General features: G+C 50.8%; 18 protein-coding genes. 4 read left to right on the top strand and 14 right to left on the bottom strand.

The window, feature by feature from the left end; all coding sequences use genetic code 11:
• Window positions 1-60: 60 nt before the first annotated feature.
• The 6 genes from JI735_RS10600 to JI735_RS10575 form a co-directional block, all read right to left on the bottom strand.
• Entirely contained in the window at window positions 61-498 is a 438-nt protein-coding gene (locus JI735_RS10600) for a MarR family winged helix-turn-helix transcriptional regulator (protein ID WP_039832282.1), read from the bottom strand.
• 99 nt (window positions 499-597) lie between these two features.
• Window positions 598-1,374: an ABC transporter permease gene (locus JI735_RS10595; protein WP_039832283.1), complete on the bottom strand. Its 777-nt coding sequence runs from the start codon at window positions 1,372-1,374 to the stop codon at window positions 598-600.
• 19 nt (window positions 1,375-1,393) lie between these two features.
• Window positions 1,394-2,170: an ABC transporter ATP-binding protein gene (locus JI735_RS10590; protein WP_039832284.1), complete on the bottom strand. Its 777-nt coding sequence runs from the start codon at window positions 2,168-2,170 to the stop codon at window positions 1,394-1,396.
• Window positions 2,171-2,192: 22 nt separating this feature from the next.
• Window positions 2,193-3,221, bottom strand: coding sequence for an ABC transporter substrate-binding protein (locus JI735_RS10585; protein WP_039832285.1), 1,029 nt, complete (start codon window positions 3,219-3,221; stop codon window positions 2,193-2,195).
• Window positions 3,222-3,259: 38 nt separating this feature from the next.
• A complete protein-coding gene (locus tag JI735_RS10580; protein WP_202677367.1) occupies window positions 3,260-4,714 on the bottom strand; it encodes an aryl-sulfate sulfotransferase in 1,455 nt (484 codons plus the stop codon).
• A 115-nt stretch (window positions 4,715-4,829) separates the two neighbouring features.
• Window positions 4,830-5,372, bottom strand: coding sequence for a MarR family winged helix-turn-helix transcriptional regulator (locus tag JI735_RS10575; protein WP_039832289.1), 543 nt, complete (start codon window positions 5,370-5,372; stop codon window positions 4,830-4,832).
• A 453-nt stretch (window positions 5,373-5,825) separates the two neighbouring features.
• Between JI735_RS10575 and JI735_RS10570 the strand changes: the two genes are divergently transcribed.
• Window positions 5,826-6,251, top strand: coding sequence for a hypothetical protein (locus JI735_RS10570; RefSeq protein WP_039832290.1), 426 nt, complete (start codon window positions 5,826-5,828; stop codon window positions 6,249-6,251).
• 533 nt (window positions 6,252-6,784) lie between these two features.
• On the opposite strand, the gene JI735_RS10565 is transcribed toward JI735_RS10570, so the two are convergent.
• The 7 genes from JI735_RS10565 to JI735_RS10540 form a co-directional block, all read right to left on the bottom strand.
• Entirely contained in the window at window positions 6,785-7,222 is a 438-nt protein-coding gene (locus tag JI735_RS10565; protein ID WP_233476339.1) for a MarR family winged helix-turn-helix transcriptional regulator, read from the bottom strand.
• 628 nt (window positions 7,223-7,850) lie between these two features.
• The gene (locus tag JI735_RS10560) at window positions 7,851-8,531 is read right to left on the bottom strand and encodes a hypothetical protein (protein WP_051051325.1); all 681 of its coding nucleotides are present in this window, start codon (window positions 8,529-8,531) and stop codon (window positions 7,851-7,853) included.
• Window positions 8,532-8,551: 20 nt separating this feature from the next.
• On the bottom strand, window positions 8,552-9,040 hold the full coding sequence (locus JI735_RS10555) for a DUF7689 domain-containing protein (RefSeq protein WP_157771217.1): 489 nt from the start codon (window positions 9,038-9,040) through the stop codon (window positions 8,552-8,554).
• A 165-nt stretch (window positions 9,041-9,205) separates the two neighbouring features.
• Window positions 9,206-9,589: a TolB family protein gene (locus tag JI735_RS35540; RefSeq protein ID WP_233476338.1), complete on the bottom strand. Its 384-nt coding sequence runs from the start codon at window positions 9,587-9,589 to the stop codon at window positions 9,206-9,208.
• Window positions 9,532-10,326, bottom strand: a complete 795-nt coding sequence (locus tag JI735_RS10550) for a TolB family protein (RefSeq protein WP_233476337.1) — start codon at window positions 10,324-10,326, stop codon at window positions 9,532-9,534. The genes JI735_RS35540 and JI735_RS10550 overlap by 58 nt, the downstream gene beginning before the upstream one ends.
• Before the next feature lie 94 nt (window positions 10,327-10,420).
• The gene (locus tag JI735_RS10545) at window positions 10,421-11,884 is read right to left on the bottom strand and encodes a sensor histidine kinase (protein WP_039832292.1); all 1,464 of its coding nucleotides are present in this window, start codon (window positions 11,882-11,884) and stop codon (window positions 10,421-10,423) included.
• Entirely contained in the window at window positions 11,881-12,576 is a 696-nt protein-coding gene (locus JI735_RS10540; RefSeq protein WP_039832293.1) for a response regulator transcription factor, read from the bottom strand. Before JI735_RS10540 ends, JI735_RS10545 begins: the two co-directional genes overlap by 4 nt.
• 372 nt (window positions 12,577-12,948) lie before the next feature.
• Here JI735_RS10540 and JI735_RS10535 point away from each other — a divergent pair, with 372 nt between their 5' ends.
• Complete coding sequence (locus JI735_RS10535) at window positions 12,949-13,338, top strand: SHOCT domain-containing protein (RefSeq protein WP_039832294.1); 390 nt, start codon at window positions 12,949-12,951, stop codon at window positions 13,336-13,338.
• A gap of 29 nt (window positions 13,339-13,367) precedes the next feature.
• Window positions 13,368-13,811: a hypothetical protein gene (locus tag JI735_RS35535; RefSeq protein WP_233476336.1), complete on the top strand. Its 444-nt coding sequence runs from the start codon at window positions 13,368-13,370 to the stop codon at window positions 13,809-13,811.
• A gap of 256 nt (window positions 13,812-14,067) precedes the next feature.
• Here JI735_RS35535 and JI735_RS10525 read toward each other — a convergent pair whose 3' ends face one another.
• Window positions 14,068-15,096, bottom strand: coding sequence for an AI-2E family transporter (locus tag JI735_RS10525; protein ID WP_051051328.1), 1,029 nt, complete (start codon window positions 15,094-15,096; stop codon window positions 14,068-14,070).
• Window positions 15,097-15,276: 180 nt separating this feature from the next.
• Between JI735_RS10525 and JI735_RS10520 the strand changes: the two genes are divergently transcribed.
• Entirely contained in the window at window positions 15,277-16,116 is an 840-nt protein-coding gene (locus JI735_RS10520; RefSeq protein ID WP_039832297.1) for an SDR family oxidoreductase, read from the top strand.
• The last annotated feature ends 25 nt before the right edge of the window (window positions 16,117-16,141 follow it).

The raw sequence follows: 16,141 nt of genomic DNA, 5'->3' as shown, positions 1-16,141 counted from the left end.
CCTTTCGCAAATTAGTAGTTATATATATAATAGCTATAACAACCATTTGTATAAAAAAATTTATTGCGCGTTCCGGCAGATTTTCTCCAAGGTATGAATGAATTGGGCTAACTCTTCATCCGGGATGTCCCGCTTAAATTGTTCATTTAACTGCTGCACATGGGGGATAAGATCAGCGAATATTTCTTGTCCCGCTGCCGTCAGATAAATCTGAAAACTCCGGCGGTCCTTGTCATGCGCTTCGCGGGCCACATATCCCTTCTTCGCCAGCACATCCAGAATACGTGTAACATTTGTTTTGTCCTTGAAGGTCCTGGCGGCAATCTCGCTCTGAATGACTCCAGGCTCCGCATACAGCACATTCAGCACGGTCCATTGCTCGAAGGTCAGATCGTAACCCTTTTCCATAAAAATGGCCAGCATCCTGCGCTTGATCAGCACCTCGCCCTTGATAATCTGGAACCCGATCAGCTCTGTATAATCAAATCCGTCAGGCATAACCTCACCGTCCTCAACATGTTGTCACAGCTATAGTAGCTGTAACAACATTTATTTGTCAAGGACCTTTGCCCGCAGATGGCAGAATTGTCACCCGCTTTATCTTCTCCGCGCCGCCACACTCACCACGCCGTAGCGATAAAGTGCCTTCCGGCCAAACCAGCCGAACAGCCGGTCTGTCGCAAAACCCATGAACCCCAGGCAGAACAGCCCGACAAAAATCCAGTCTGTACGGAAGAACAGCCGTGAATTCCAGATCAGATAGCCTACACCTTCGTTCGAAGCAATCATTTCCGCGCCGATGATGGCCATATAGGAGGTTCCCATCGCCAGCCGCACACCTGTAAAGATATAAGGAACCGTAGCCGGAACAATCACATGCAGCAGAATCTGCCACTCATTTGCCCCCATGCTTCGGGCCGAACGGATCTTATCCTCCTCCACCGACATTACACCGGTTAAAGTGTTCAATAGGACGATGAAGAAGGTCGCATACATGATCAATGCAATCTTCGACTGCTCCCCGATGCCGAACCAGACCAGGAACAGCGTAATGAAGGCAATCGGCGGAATGAAGCGGATGAAATTCAGAAACGGCTCGGCAAAAATGCGGATAACGTTCACCTTTCCAATAATCAGCCCCGCCGGAACAGCCAGCAGGCTGCCCAGCACCCAGCCGACAAGCACGCGGTAAAAGCTTATGCCGATGTACTGTATCAAAGTGCCGTCTTCAATCAGCTCCCGTCCTCCTTTTAGCGTGGCCCACGGCCCGGGAATGACATCAGGGCCATATAATAGGGCGCCAAGCTGCCAGATGCAGAATGCGGCAAGCCACAGCAGGGAGACGGACACCCATTTTTTCTCTATCCATTTCATTAATGGTCACACCCCGTTCCTATTCTTCAAAATGGCTCTGAATTTGGTTGTACAGCGCGTAAAATTCCGGTGAAGCCACATCCCGCGGGAAGGGCAGCGCATTGTCGTAGATATCGGTGATATTGGAGGAAGGGCCAACGGACATGATGCCAATGCGCTCGCCCAGCAGCAGCGCTTCCTGAATATCATGAGTCACGAAAATAACGGTCTTATGCGTCTCGCGCCAAATATGGACCAGCTCCCTCTGCATCGTCCGCCGGGTCATCGCATCAAGTGCGCCAAAGGGCTCATCCATCAGCAGAATTGCCGGATCATTCGCCAGTACCCGGGCCAGCTGCACCCGCTGCTTCATGCCGCCGGACAGTTCCTTCGGGAACTTGTCTTCATGCCCGTCCAGCCCGACCAGCCCGATATAGCGGTCCGAGATGGCCCGGCGCTCCGCTCTGGGCGTCTTCTTCATCCGCAGACCAAATTCCACATTCTCACGCACGGTAAGCCAGGGGAACAGGGAAGAGTCCGCCTGCTGAAAAACAACCGCCCGGTCCCGGCCGGGCTTATCCACCTCCACGTTGTCCACCCTCAGGTTGCCGCCGGATTTGGAGACAAAACCGGCAATCATGTTCAGCAGCGTCGATTTTCCGCAGCCGCTCGGACCGAGCAGCACGAAGAACTCACCGCCTTTGATCACCAGATTTACATCCTTGATAATGTAATGAACATCCCCGGCCGCAGATTCGCTGTAGCTTTTGCGGAGCTGCTCGATATGAATGGCATTCTGCCTGGCAGGTAAAGACATGGGGCACCTCCTAAAGTTTGGGTTATTTCGTGTACGTCACTTTATCCGGCAGCGCCTTCCTGAGCGGCTCCAGATCCAGCTTGCTGTCCAGGTCAAAATCCTGTTCGATAATGCCTGTATCGACCATATATTTCTTCTGCCCGGCAAGGCTGTCATATGCAGCCTGCGTAAATCCGACCTTCCAGGGATTGACCGGCAGGTCCTTCAGCGTGGCTTCCTTGGGCTGCTTCACTTCCTTGAACATCAGGTCGGCCACTTCCCCGGGATGCTCCTGGGCATATGCCGAAGCTTCGTCCACCGCCGCCAGAAATTGCCCGATTCCGTCAGGGTTGGCCTGCACAAAGGCATTCCCGGCCACAAGCCCCATGCCCAGCCGCACCGGGGTTTGGGACATGTCGGTCAGCTCATGCACACCTTCAAGCGCGGCCAGCTTGCCGGTCAGCGCCGAGCCGCTGAACCAGGCGGCATCCACATCGCCCTGTTTGAGTGCAATGAACGCTTCGTCGAACGCCCCCTGACCTGTCAGCGTCACATCACTCAGTGCAATGCCCTGCTCCTTCAGGTATTCATCCCACAGGTACGGCAGAAAAGTGCCGCGCATGAAGCTTAGATTCTTGCCCTTTAAATCGGCGGCCGACTTGATATCGTTCTTGACGTACAGTTTCCATACGGCTGCTGCCTGATCCGTAGCCTGGCCGGCCGAAGCAATAATGGAATACTCACCTTTGGCAACGGCGTTCAGCACGGGAAAGTCAGCGCCGAAGGCGACATCCACCTGCTTAATGAAGAGCGCATTCACACCTTCCGCCGGAGTGCCAAAGTTGACGATCTCCGCATCGATGCCATGTTTGGCGAAGATGCCTTTGTCCAGCGCGACCCGGAAGGTCGGGTTGGTATTGATGTCGGCAATTTTTATCTTTAGCGCCTTTGGCTTGCCGCTGTCCGCCCCAGAGGAAGCCGCCGCGTCCCCCCTGGAGCTGCAGCCTGAGAGAACCAGAACCAGAGATATGGATAGGAGCAGAAACGCAGAGCCGTACCATGACTTTTTCAATATTATGCACCTCTTCGTTATGGATTTTCCTGATGGCTCTAACTGGTTCTCCGGCCGCCGCCCTCATCGGCAGTAGCCACACAAGCGGCCCCCTCCATAAAAGGCAGTGTTGTCGCTACACTTACTACAGAATCCGACCCTTTCGGCGCAGCGCCCGGCACTCTGAAGGTGGATACATCAATTGGCTCAATGGCAGTTTCCTGCGGCTTCGCCAGCTGCGGCACCCAGGCGTAAGGCACCCGGTAGGAACGGTAAACCATATTCGTATTTCTGCGGTCAGTGTAAGGCGAAATATACTCCCACACCAGTTCATGCTCCGCCGTCACCTCGAACAGGCGGCCATTGGAGCCTTCGGTAATCAGTGTGTTCCCGTTCGGCAGGCGCTGCGCCGAGCTGATATACGGACTGTAGAACTTATAGGAATCGGTCGGAACAGAGAACCCTGCCTCTGCGGAGGTATACTGCCACTCGACCTCCAGTGTCACCGGATTGATCTCCAGTACCCGCGAGTGATCGCGCAGCGCGTTCTTTTGCCCAAAAGGCGAGGAGGGATTCGGGAGGCCGTATCCGCCCCAGCCGCCGTTGTCGAACACCAGCAGATTGCCTTCCCCCGGCAGTCCCTTCGGAATGATGTGGGCATGATGCTGGCCGATAATCCAGCCGATATGCTGCACTTCCGGCAATGAATAGTCCGGTCCCAGCCGCCAGACGATAGCCCCGGTGCGCTTGTCGGTAATCGCTATAATGTTCGCCTCACGTGCATCCCAGATAATGTTGTCTGGATGGAAGCGCTCATCTCCCTGATCATAGAATTTGTTCGGCCCCACATAGGAAGCCGAGTTGATATGCAGCCAGTCGCCTACGCCGCCGCCCAGATCACCGAAGGAACGCGTGTTGGGGTCCCGGAACAAGACATTGCGTGCAGCCTCGTCAAAACCCAGCTCATCAAAATGGTCACTGGCCGCCCATTCCCAGACAATTTTGCCTTCCCAGTCCACTTCGATAATTGTGTCATCCAGCAGCTGCTTGTCGGAAATCCGGGGGTTATGCAGATTTTTGTGAGCTAAAATCAGCGTTTTTCCGCTTTTAGCCGAAGGTTCAAGACCGGGAGCATAGTAGCCGACCGGATTTCCCTCCCGCTGGTAGTCGTGATGCTGGCGGGCGTACCACAGCGGCTCATAGCCCGGGTCCTCGATATGCTCATAGCTGTTGTATTTCCAGACCACATTACCGTCCCAATCGACCTGGACTAGATCGACATTGTCCTGAATGCCGAATTTCGGATCTCTTCTGCCCGTACTGCCCAGCACGTAGCCTCCGGGGAGGATTTTGGCCGGAAAGCCGATCAGCCCCTGCCACAAATGCACCTCCTTGCCGCTCATATCGATCAGCACAACCCCTTCGTCCCCCGCCTGAAATACGGTGTAACCACTCCATGCCTTGGCGGGATTATATACCGTCGCTCCTGTCGGATATACCGTCGAATGTCCCATGATCATCTCTCCTTAAAGTTTTGTAGTGTATACACCCTTGAGCCGCTTCGTACAAAACCTGCTTCAGAAACATTGGCTTAAGTTTTGTGAGCCGCTGCTTCCGTTTTCAGTGGCTTCAGTAGCTGAGATAATTTTTCTTCGCGGCTGTCCGCGGCTTCTGTTCAGGTGCCCGCAGAAGAGGGGTTTCGGCATTCTGCTGTGCCAGCTTAAGCAGGGTCTCTGAAAATCCCTCCAGATTACGGATGATCCGTTCGTAGAAACGGCTCTGCTGCTCAAGCTCCTCTTCCGTGAACCCTTCGAACAGAAGCGTAATACATCGTTCCCCAATGCTACTGTTGCGCTCCACCATCTCCCGCCCTTTCTCCGTAATGCCCATCAGCACCGTCCGCCGGTCATCCTCCTTGCGTCTGCGCACCGTATATCCGCCTGCCTCCAGCTTGTCGCTTAGCGCCGTGATGGCACCCGAGGTGAAATCCAGCTGCTCCGCAAGATCACCGAGCCGCTGCTCGCCGTCGCGGATGATCTTTTGCAGAATCAGCATGCCTGGCAAAGCAATCCCCTCCACGCTCACGCGGTCGCGTTCCTTCACAAATCTGCGCACCATTTTGCGGAACAGATAGTCGGCCTCCTGCAGCCGCTCCCACTGCTTATCATCCATGCTCTTCCCCTGCCTTCCACTCATAGACCAACTATAAAAGGCCCCCGAAATCCCCCCTGATGCGGGAAGATCCTCGGGAGCCTTTGGCGGTCCAATCAGCTCGGTTATTATTTTCGCGGTTATTATTTCACTGTTCATTTAATTAGCAGTGAAGGATTGCTGTTATCATATACCCCTTTATTCATACCTGTCAAGTGAGAATTTAACTCAGAAAGTTAACATGGTACTTATTTTCCACAGTTCAACGTTTAAGCATGAAATACATACATATACTATAAATGAGGTTCCAAAAGTTCTATTTGTTCCTTTGTTTCTGGAAATTAATATACTAAGATGGGAGTGAGGAGGTTGATTGATATGTCTAATCTTCTAAGAAATGTAAATCTGCCAAAATATACCTAACGCCACCTGCACAGCGAAGCTGAAATTACACTTGTAAAAATAAGGATGCTTATGTCTGAACTGAAGCTTCGGGAAGAGCAAATTGTCTCTCTGCTTTCTGAGGAAGCCCTTAGAAAAGTCGATGCATCGATTCTTTCGGCAGATCAGATAAATTCCTTTGACCCTACGCCCGTAACACCTAGTGTTCCGGAGTATCTTTCAGTTCGGGACGTTAGCAGGCTCACTGGTCTAGTTCCTCAAGTCATACGTCGCCATTGTGCAAACGGTAAATGGGAAGCTGAGCAGGTTGCCGGTGAGAAAAGCACATGGAGAATTAAACCTGAACCTTTCATGAAGCTTTCCAACTGGGGGACTTTTCTAAGGGGATGCAGAGAAGAACTGGAAAGCTCAAAAAAACTAGCGGATCATGCTTTGGCCCTTTGGGATGGCGAAGGTCCTGTCGACTATGGACCAAGTAAGGAGGGAGCCAACGAATAAATGTCGGCGTATCTGTTAGACTCTAATCTTTTTCGCTACACACACGATGACAATAAAGCATATCAGAAAGCGGCAAAGGAATTTTTTGCTGCTGCCAACTAGAAGCTCAGAATGGACAGTCAATCATTTTACTCAGTGCTGAAGTGAAATGCGAACTTGAAGTTCAAATGCATACCCTTAAGGACAGGGACCAGCGTATTATAAGTAGTATGCTCGAGGGATGAATGTCCCATGATCATCTCTCCTTAAATTTTTGTAGTGTATACACCCTTGAGCCGCTTCGTTCAAAACCCGCCTCAAGAACATACAGTTAAGCATTGTTAGCATACGCGTCCTTAATTTCGCATCGTACAGAACTTGCTCTTGAAGCACTGGCTTGAATTTTTTGAGTCGATGCTTCCGTTTTCAGTAGCTGAGATAATTTTTCTTCGCGCCTCCGTGCAGCTTCTACTCAGGTAATCGCGGAACAGAGATTTCGGCATTCTGCTGTGCCAGCCTAAGCAGGATCTCCGGGCCCCCCTCCAGACTGCTGATCATCCGTTCATAGAAACAGCTTTGCTGCTCAAGCTCCTCTTCCGTGAACCCCTCGAACAGCAGCGTAATACATCGTTCCCCAATGTTGCCGTTCGCTCCACCATCTCCCGCTCTTTCTCCGTAATGCCCTTCAGCACCTTCCGCCGGTCATTCTCCTTGCATCTGCACACCGTATAGCCGCCTGCCTCCAGTTTGTCGCTCAGTGCCGTGATGGCCCCCGATGTAAAATCCAGCTGCTCTGCAAGATCACCGAGCCGCTGCTCGCCGTCGCGGATGATCTTTTGCAGAATCAGCATGCCTGGCAAAGCAATCCCCTCCACGCTCACGCGGTCGCGTTCCTTCACAAATCTGCGCACCATTTTGCAGAACAGGTAGTCGGTCTCCTGCAGCCGCTCCCACTGCTTATCATCCGTGCTCTTCCCCTGCTTTCCACTCATTGACCAACTGTAAAAGGCCCCCGAAATTTTCTCTGATGCGGGAGATAATCAGGAGCCTTTTGGCGGTCAAATTAGCTCGGTTATTATTTCACTGTTCATTTAATTAGCAGTGAAGGATTGTTGTTATCTCATACCTCTTTATTCTCACCTGTAAAGCGAGAATTATAAACATCATAACTCCCCTCGGAGGTTTACCGAGCCAAGATTGCTGCATATAAAAAAATTAAACTACTAATGTAGCCAGCTTAGATATAGTTCCATGGTATCCGCTTAGCACGCCATTTATAGTACCCTTTACACTCTTAATCTCAGTGATCAAAGGGACAATCTGCCTCACCATAACAGTTCTCTTCTTTTCAACATCACATTCCAGGATATGCCTAACATTATTATGGATAATCTTTAATTTGGCATGCATCGCGCTGTTTTGTAAGTTCCCTGAACTGTAAGCCACATGTATTCACACAATCTGACTTATGGGTATGCGGCCAGGACCGAAAAAAAGGGGGCATCCTCAAGGATGCCCCAAGACCCGCTTTATCGATGTTACCTTTTAAGTTCTATCATATGCAAAAACAGTAAACATCCCCATTTTTCTGGGCAATTCAGACTATCGCCATTTCCTTCATTATCTTGATAAAACATATTTTCTCAAATCATCAAATTCAGCCTTATTGTCTTTGACCCATTGTATTTCATCTACCGGATTCACTGACTTACTTATATTCGCACTGTCTGTTACTAAGGCTGGAATAGCTGAAAATAATTCAGTTTTTCCAGACTCTATTTGATCAAGGATAAACGGTACGGCCGGAAGTCCAAGCTTTATTAAAGAAGTGATTTTATCATCGTTTGATTGATCCGAATTTGCAATAGTATCAACTTCATTTGGAATAGCATCCAACTTTACTTTCCACTTCTCGGAAAATTCATCGCCCGTAGTCCAAGTCGTTGAATCATTTTCTTTCAAATCAACTTTTGCAATTTCTTCAATCGCAATAGCATAAATATAATCAAAAAGACCACTGCCTTCACTATCATCAATTTTCTTTTCAAGCACAGGGAAAGCCTTGTATCCAATTTTTACTATATCGTTATACTCTGGGCTATCTTTAATATAATCATAAGGATTACTGCTTAAAGACAGCTTTGTCTTATTATTAATTTCTGTTTGTATTTGTTGAGCAAGTATGTTAGTGCTTTCATCAATTTGTTTTTCAACAGATGCATTTGCATTTTTAGGATACAAAGCAAACAGAGCAGTAGCGGTAAAACCAAGAGTAAACATTCCTATAATTAGCTTTTTCATTGTATCACCTCCATACTAAGTTAATTGTATTTTTGCAATGCTGACCCATATACATAATTGCTGTAAGGGTCCCATCCGAGTGACTGTAATCTTTCCCAGCCTCCCCATTTTGCATTTGAATAATTCGCATCCGCTACTCTAGAGAAGTGTGTTATATTACTAGTCGATGTACCGTATGCAATTATTTTTACATTCGATGGTGTTGAAGAATATGGATACGGGTTGTACATTTGTGAGGTCATATAGTTATTCGCTTGTTGTAACGTTGGATTAGATCCTCCCCAAGGCCATACCCAATGGTTAGTATCACCTAATGCATACCCTAAACAATTATACGCGTCTGTAGCAGCCGCCAAATAATAATAGTTTCCAGATGTTTTTACCATGGCCTCATACTCTGATTTTGGTGCATAAAAGTGACTCTCATAACCCGCAAATGCTGTTAAGCTCCCAGCACCAAAAACTGAAATCGCGATAAGTCCAGAAACTATACTTTTATTAATCTTCATTTAATCACCTTCCCTTTCATACAATATTTTTTCTAATAATTGGATTATAAACCATATCGTTAACAAAAAGTGTTGTTTCTTGATTTTATTGTGAATATTTTGTTAAAAAAACCAGAAAATATCCACCCTAAAAGAAGGCTTACGATAAATTTTCATGCCTGCCCGTTAAGACAGCCTTACAACATACGTAATAAACTGATACACATTATCCTTCAGCACTGAAACAGAAGCCAGCAGCTTCTTGCCCGAGGGGCTCCAGCGGAGCTGGTCAGCTACCTCAATGTCATTCAGCACCGGCGTCTGCTCCCCGGTCTCCACTTCAGTAATGAACAGGCCGTCCTGGTCCTCGGCAGCGCTTGCGGCAGTGGTTGCATAAGCCAGCTTGCGGCCGTCCGGCGACCAGCTGGTCCCGAAGATCTGCTGGGCCGCCGCCAGCCGGGACTGCTCGCTGCCTTCACTGTCGCAGAGCAGCAGCACCATTTCTCCAGGTTTCACCCGTTCGACAATCGCCAGCCTGCTGCCGTCCGGTGACGGAATAAGCCACAGCACATTTTTTTCAACACCTTGGTCTGCTTGGTTTCCGTGTCATAAGCACTCAACTGGCTGTCTTCCCCTGTGACATATAGAATCCGGCCGCCGGTTTGAACCACCTCATGGACATAAGGGACCCCGGTCTTCAACACCGTTTCCTGCTTCCCGTTCACGTCCGCTTTTACGATGGTCCCCTCCATATCCGGATAGATCACATGCTCATTGTCCGCCCAGCTCCCTTCCTCGCTTCTGAACTCCGCATCGCTTACCTTCACGGACACTCCCGTGGCCAGATTCATAATGAAGCCAAGACCGGTAGCGTCATAGAGCTCTTTGTAAAAAAGCTGCTTCTTGTCCGGAGACAGCTGGGCGGCGCCGTAATTTTTCTCCCCCTCCTGCAGCGGCGTTTCGTTGCCCGAAGAGAGCGTACGGAGATAGAGATTATGCGGGTAACGATCCTGTCCTTCCACTGTCTGCGGGGAGAGATTGCGGTTTTCCTTATCCACCACGATCGTATCCTCACCGGCAAAATCCGTCCCGCGAACGCCCTCAATCTTGTCGATGCCCTCCAGCTTCAGCTTCGTGTAGACCGATTCGCTGGTGTTGTCTATGACTGTGATTTTCTGGCCGGATTTCTCGACCGTCTGCCGTGTTCCGGTATTCTCCGGACTACAGGCAGCCATGGATAGCAGAACCGCACTGCACAACAGAATCATGCCCGTTTTTCTAAGCCTGAGCCTTTTATTCGAATTCATAGATGGTTCCCCCCAGGTTGTGTTGCTCCCAGCATACCGGATGCTTATTTCCAAACAACTCACCGAATGTTTCCAAGTTGTAAACTTAAGCTCTTCAGGACATGACGGGAAAAGACAGTTGAAACGCTGTTCCCTCACCGTCCGGCTCCAGCAGTTCAATGGTTCCGTTCTGCTTCTCCACCAGATTGCGGACGAGGGACAGCCCCAGTCCCGTACCGCCCGATTGTCTGGAGCGGTCGCGGTTAACCGTATAGAAAGGCTCGAAGATTTTGTCTCTGGACGCTGCCGGAATGCCAATGCCGGAATCTCTGACGGTGATCCAGACCCGGTGATCCCTGACCCTGCCATGAAGATGCACCGTCCCTTGCAGGACGTTATATTTGATCGCATTATCCAGCAGGTTGATGAAGATATGCATGAAGCTTTCTTTATCGATCCAGATATGCGCAGGCTCGGCATCCAGTGTAATCTTCAACCCATACCGCTCCGCCTTGCCCTTCATGCGGCTGCAGATATCCTGCAGTACGTCCGCTACCTCCAGCAGCTCGGCCTGGGACTCAAAATCATATTTTTCCAGCGCCGTCAGCTGCAGCACCTTCTCCACCATTTCATAGAGCCGCTGGGTCTCCTTGGCAATGCTGAGCTTAGCGTCGGACAGCAGCTTGGGATCATCATCGTACATATTCAAGAGGTCGACATAAGCCTTGATCGAAGTCAGCGGCGTCTTAAATTCATGGCTGATATTGCCGATGTACTGCTTCTGCTGCTGCTCCAGCGCCTGCAGCTTCTGCACAGCGAGCTGCAGCTTGCGCTGCTCCTCATCCTTCGCGGCAATGCTGCTGTCGATCTCCCGGCTCATGAAGTAGATGCCTTCGGCCAGCTCGCCCAGCTCATCCTTCCGCTTCACTGGCGGAGCAGAGATGTATTCGGCGCGGCGGATCGATTCCGCCGCCTTCTTCAGCCGCCCGATCGCCGCGGCGGCCTTGTTGAAATACAGGTAGCCGCCAATGAAGCTCAGGACCAGGACAGCGGCGCCTGTGGTCAGGAAGAGATTCAGCAGCGTCCGCTGAAAGCTCCGGGCATCCTGCAGCGGATACTCCAGCTGCACTACCCCCATCTGCTGCTCCGGCCCTTGCAGCGGGGCCAGATAGAGCAGGGTATCGCCTGAGCTCTGGTAGGCGATTTTGTTCTGCAGCGCATAGGCCAGTGCATCAGCAGGATTCCCTGCCGCCGGTCCTTCCCTCTGCAGGGATGTCCCTACCTGCTGTCCTTTGGTGTCGTACAGCGTCACCTGCAGCCCGGTGAATCCGGCCAGCTCTGCGGCCAGCGCTTTCCCGCGCTGCTGCATGAAGGCCTGCGGTGTAAGGCGGGTGCCGGTATAATACGTCTGTTTAACCCGCAAATTGACTGTTTTGACATGCTGGGCAAGTAGGCCCTCGATCTGTGCCTGCTGGTTCAGCCCGACTCCGCGCAGCACAAAATAGCTCAAAATGCCAACCGATAAAATAAGCAACACCGCCAGGAACAGGCTGAATTTCAGCTTGATGCTGATCCTCATGCGAAGCTGCCCGCCGGAACGGCCTTATAGCCGACCCCATAGACGGTCTGGAGGATATTCTGGTAGGGCTCGCCCAGCTTTTTGCGCAGCCGCTGGATGTGGATATCCACCGTGCGGGTACCTCCGGCATAGTCCATCTCCCAGACCTGATCCAGCAGCTCTTCGCGCATATAGACACGCTGCGGATGGGAGAGCAGCAGGAGCAGCAGGTCGAATTCCTTCGGTGTCAGGTCCAATTGCTCCTCCCCAAGCTGGACGGACCGCCGTTCTGCGTGAACCCGCAGCGCACCGTATTCGATCAGCTCGCTTTTGACCTCGGCCGTATTCTTGTCCAGCCTGCGCAGCAGCGCCTTCACCCGGGCCAGCAGCTCGCGGATCTCAAACGGCTTGGTCATGTAATCGTCCGCGCCCAGCTCCAGGCCGACGATTTTATCAACGATGTCATTTTTGACGGTAAGCAGTATGATTCCGATGTCATCACGGTCCTCCAGCTTGCGGCACACATCATAGCCATTCAGCTTCGGCATCATCACATCCAGCACCATCACATTCGGATGAAAAACCTGCGCTTTGGCAAGCGCCTCCTCGCCGTCCCCGGCGGTATCCACCTCATAGCCTTCACGCCGGAGGGCGTAGGCAATCGCATTTACAATCCCCGGCTCATCATCAACTACCAGCACTTTTTTGGTCATTTGAGGTTCACCTCTTCCGCTTGCGGTTATTTATTTCATGGCCCAGAGAATCACCGGTGAACTCATGCTCCCCAAGTTAATCTATGGCCCCAAGAGCCTTTTACCCTGCTTGTTCTTGATAAAAATCATACCGGAAAGCCGTACATTCCAGACGTACCTAGCGCTGAAAAGTTCCCGTTGGCTAAAAATAGTTGAGCCCTTCTCCTGATCATAAACGTAGTAGCGGGGAGAGAGTTATTCTTTAGGTTATCTTAAAGAACCGTTAAGCTTAACCTCAGCTTTGCCGGTTAGAATGAAATTAAGCCTAAAGCTCCTAACTGCCGTAACTAATGACCCTGACCGATATAATATAATTCGAAAAGAGGATGAGTGATGAATATTAAACGAGTGATGATTGTCGGGACAATGATTGTAGCCATCTCCTTTGGAGGGACTGCCTGGGGCAAGCCCGCCGTCAATGCGAGTCCAGTCGCCAAATGGTCTGCTACCAGTGTAGCCGATAAAGATGATTTATTGAAAGCATTGAATCAGTCCTCCGATGAGGAACTGTATGATGCGCTGTATGACGGCAAATCTCTAATGGATATCGCCGAAGAGAGCGGCGGGAATATTGCAAGCGTCATTGATTTGCAGGTGAGCCAGCTCACAGAGCAGTTGGATCAGCGCCTCGCAAGCGGCAGCATTACCCCCCAACAATATGCCGCGCAAAAGGCTGAACTGAAGGAGATCGTAACACAAAGTGTGATGACCTCGTTCGGCTGACAGAGGGTACATACACTCTACACATTATAGTGTCTGGAAAAACAGGCTGTCCTCTCCGCAGAATATCTGCTTCAGGGGACAGCCTGTTTGCTGCCAGCGGCGGGCCTGGGCGGGGGCCGCAGGGCGGGCGGCGGGGTCAACAACGGCATTTTTGCCGTTGTTTCACGCCCGGCGGCCCCGGCGGAGCCAACAACGGCATTTCTGCTGTTGTTTCAAGCCTGACGGCTCGCAACGGCACCTACAACGGCATTTTTGCCGTTGTTTCACGCCCTGCAGCTCGCGACGGAGTCAACAACGGCATTTTTGCCGTTGTTTCACGCCCGACGGCTCGCGACGGAGCCAACAACGGCACTTTTGCCGTTGTTTCACGCCCTGCAGCTCGCGGCGGAGCTAACAACGGCATTTCTGCCGTTGTTCCACGCCCGGCGGCCTGCCGGCGGCGGCGCCATCCCTTTTGCCCGGCTACGGCTTAAAAGTCCGCTTCACTGAACCGCTGCCCTCATCGGCTCTATCTCCACCTCGGCCCCGCATACCACTTGAAGCCCATGGACTCCATGCGGCTAACCGCTTAAGACGGATAACTGATCAACTGAAATCCTCCCATTGTCTTTTGTCTGCCACGATAATTCTTATATCCAGAGGAACTAAAAAAAGCGGCATTCAAACTAGAATCAGCCGGAATGTCACTTTTAATAGTGTACTAAACTAAATTTGCTATGTCTTGGCGGCCTACACTTCCGGCTTCTCCCGGGTAATATCCAGAATATCAAGGAAAAAGACGAAAATGGGAATACCGAGAATCAACCCCCATACGCCGATATAATGCTCGGAGAACAGCAGCACGATAAAGGTGTAGAACATGGGCAGGTTCATTTTGGAGGACATCAGCTTCGGATTCAGGAAGTAGCCTTCCATGAAATGCAGCACGGCAATCAGTCCCAGCACATAGAGCGTCATCGCCAGTCCGCCGATATTGTACGCGATAATACATAGAGGAATCAGTGAAATCACGAACCCTACGACCGGAATCAGGCTGAGCAGGAAGATCATAATCGACAGCGCGAACAGATACGGGAACGGCTCAAAAAAGAGTCCAAGTATCCATAAGCCGATTACTGTAAACATTGTGTTGAACAAGGCAATGAGAATCTGTGCTTCAATAACCTTGCCGAAAGAAGAGATGAATTTCTTGCCGAAGTACTCCAGTTCCACATAGAACCAGGAAATCTTGCTGTCTCTCAGGCGGGAGGTGAAGCTCACAATGCGGTTTTTCTCCAGAATGAAGACAAAGCTCAGAATGGTTGCTAAAACGAAGGTGGTCCCCCAGTTGCTGATTTTGAGCACATACCCAATGCCATGGGTCACATAGGACTCATAGTTCAAATCCTTCAGCTGATTGAATATGTATTGAGTAATTTCGTTCTGCGGGAGATCATCAGGGGTTAGAGTGGTCAGAAAATCAGTTAATTGCTTAATCTGCGTAAACACCTTGGGCAGATATTTGACGAGCGCCAGCACGATCATCGTAATTAGAGCAAGGTATAAAACAACAATAATAACCTTGCTGTTCACCTTGACATATTTGCCGATCCGCTTGGACAGCAGCACCTGAAAGCTGTTCATCACATAAGCAATCAGAAACGTCAGCAGCACCAGATTGAGCATATCCCGGATACTGTACAGCAGCAGTGCAATCAGCGCCAGAATCAAAAAGCGCCGGATTGTTAAATTGGCATAATAACGCTTAAACACATCCATTATTCCTCTGTTCCTCTCTATTCGCTTGCGATTAGGACTTTATATACAGTCTACAGTACCGAAATCACTTATAGCAACTGGAAGCCCCGGCAAATCTGCGAAAATACAAACTTTATGTCGGACATGCCGATGTCTGCCTTATGTGTGCTATAATGTGTGGAAAAAATGGAGGCATCCAGTATGGGCAAAATTATCTGTATCACCGGCGCTTCATCCGGCATCGGCCTCTCCTCGGCCCTGAAATTCGCCAAGGAAGGCTGGACCGTCTATGCCGGAACCCGCAACCTGGAGCGTGATCAGGAGCGGTACCGCGAAGTGGAGCATCTGACATTCGTAGAGCTGGAAGTCACGAAACCTGAGAGCATTCAGCGGGTCATCGGCCAGATTGAGCAGGAGCAAGACAAGCTCGATGTGCTGTTCTGCAACGCCGGATTCGGGTACCTCAGAGCGCTCGGGCAAGCCCCGGTAGAGGATATTCACCGCGTGTTCGACACCAATGTCTATGGCGTCATGCATACGATCCGGGCGGCGCTTCCGCTGCTGCGCAAGACCGGCTGCGGGCATATTGTTGCCACCTCCAGTGTAGGCGGACTAGTGGGCCAGCCCATGAATGAGATCTACTGTGCGAGCAAGTTCGCACTGGAAGGCCTCCTTGAAAGTATGGCTACATATTACAAGCCACAGTTCAATATTGACATCTCCCTGCTTGAGCCAGGCGCTATCGCGACGGAATTCAACAACACCGTGCTTGGGCATGTATCCGAAACCGGAGGAATACTCGATGACGAATACAAACCGGTCATTGAGGCATACACCCAGGCATTCCTCCAGCGCAATGTCGAGCCTCAGACGGCAGATTCTGTAGCCGAAGTCATGTGGAACCTCGTGCATATGGAGCCCAAGCCGCTCCGCATCCGCACTTCGGAACAGGCGGAGAACTTCGTCTCCCGCAAAGTAAGCACAGACCCTACTGGTCTGGAGGGTGTGCTCAGCACCCGCAAAATCCAGTTGAATATGTAAGGGCGGTGCGAACGCAGACGAATCG

Origin of the sequence: Paenibacillus sonchi (genome assembly GCF_016772475.1) — a bacterium.
GTDB lineage: Bacteria > Bacillota > Bacilli > Paenibacillales > Paenibacillaceae > Paenibacillus_AQ > Paenibacillus_AQ sonchi.
This window is presented reverse-complemented; position numbering and strand designations above follow the sequence as displayed.

What these genes read in the sequence shown, in the direction of transcription:
- JI735_RS10600 (WP_039832282.1), bottom strand. Translation starts at nt 498, where the DNA reads ATGCCTGACGGATTTGATTATACAGAGCTGATCGGGTTCCAGATTATC.
- JI735_RS10595 (WP_039832283.1), bottom strand. Translation starts at nt 1,374, where the DNA reads ATGAAATGGATAGAGAAAAAATGGGTGTCCGTCTCCCTGCTGTGGCTT.
- JI735_RS10590 (WP_039832284.1), bottom strand. Translation starts at nt 2,170, where the DNA reads ATGTCTTTACCTGCCAGGCAGAATGCCATTCATATCGAGCAGCTCCGC.
- JI735_RS10580 (WP_202677367.1), bottom strand. Translation starts at nt 4,714, where the DNA reads ATGGGACATTCGACGGTATATCCGACAGGAGCGACGGTATATAATCCC.
- JI735_RS10575 (WP_039832289.1), bottom strand. Translation starts at nt 5,372, where the DNA reads ATGGATGATAAGCAGTGGGAGCGGCTGCAGGAGGCCGACTATCTGTTC.
- JI735_RS10570 (WP_039832290.1), top strand. Translation starts at nt 5,826, where the DNA reads ATGTCTGAACTGAAGCTTCGGGAAGAGCAAATTGTCTCTCTGCTTTCT.
- JI735_RS10565 (WP_233476339.1), bottom strand. Translation starts at nt 7,222, where the DNA reads ATGAGTGGAAAGCAGGGGAAGAGCACGGATGATAAGCAGTGGGAGCGG.
- JI735_RS10560 (WP_051051325.1), bottom strand. Translation starts at nt 8,531, where the DNA reads ATGAAAAAGCTAATTATAGGAATGTTTACTCTTGGTTTTACCGCTACT.
- JI735_RS10555 (WP_157771217.1), bottom strand. Translation starts at nt 9,040, where the DNA reads ATGAAGATTAATAAAAGTATAGTTTCTGGACTTATCGCGATTTCAGTT.
- JI735_RS10550 (WP_233476337.1), bottom strand. Translation starts at nt 10,326, where the DNA reads ATGAATTCGAATAAAAGGCTCAGGCTTAGAAAAACGGGCATGATTCTG.
- JI735_RS10545 (WP_039832292.1), bottom strand. Translation starts at nt 11,884, where the DNA reads ATGAGGATCAGCATCAAGCTGAAATTCAGCCTGTTCCTGGCGGTGTTG.
- JI735_RS10540 (WP_039832293.1), bottom strand. Translation starts at nt 12,576, where the DNA reads ATGACCAAAAAAGTGCTGGTAGTTGATGATGAGCCGGGGATTGTAAAT.
- JI735_RS10535 (WP_039832294.1), top strand. Translation starts at nt 12,949, where the DNA reads ATGAATATTAAACGAGTGATGATTGTCGGGACAATGATTGTAGCCATC.
- JI735_RS10525 (WP_051051328.1), bottom strand. Translation starts at nt 15,096, where the DNA reads ATGGATGTGTTTAAGCGTTATTATGCCAATTTAACAATCCGGCGCTTT.
- JI735_RS10520 (WP_039832297.1), top strand. Translation starts at nt 15,277, where the DNA reads ATGGGCAAAATTATCTGTATCACCGGCGCTTCATCCGGCATCGGCCTC.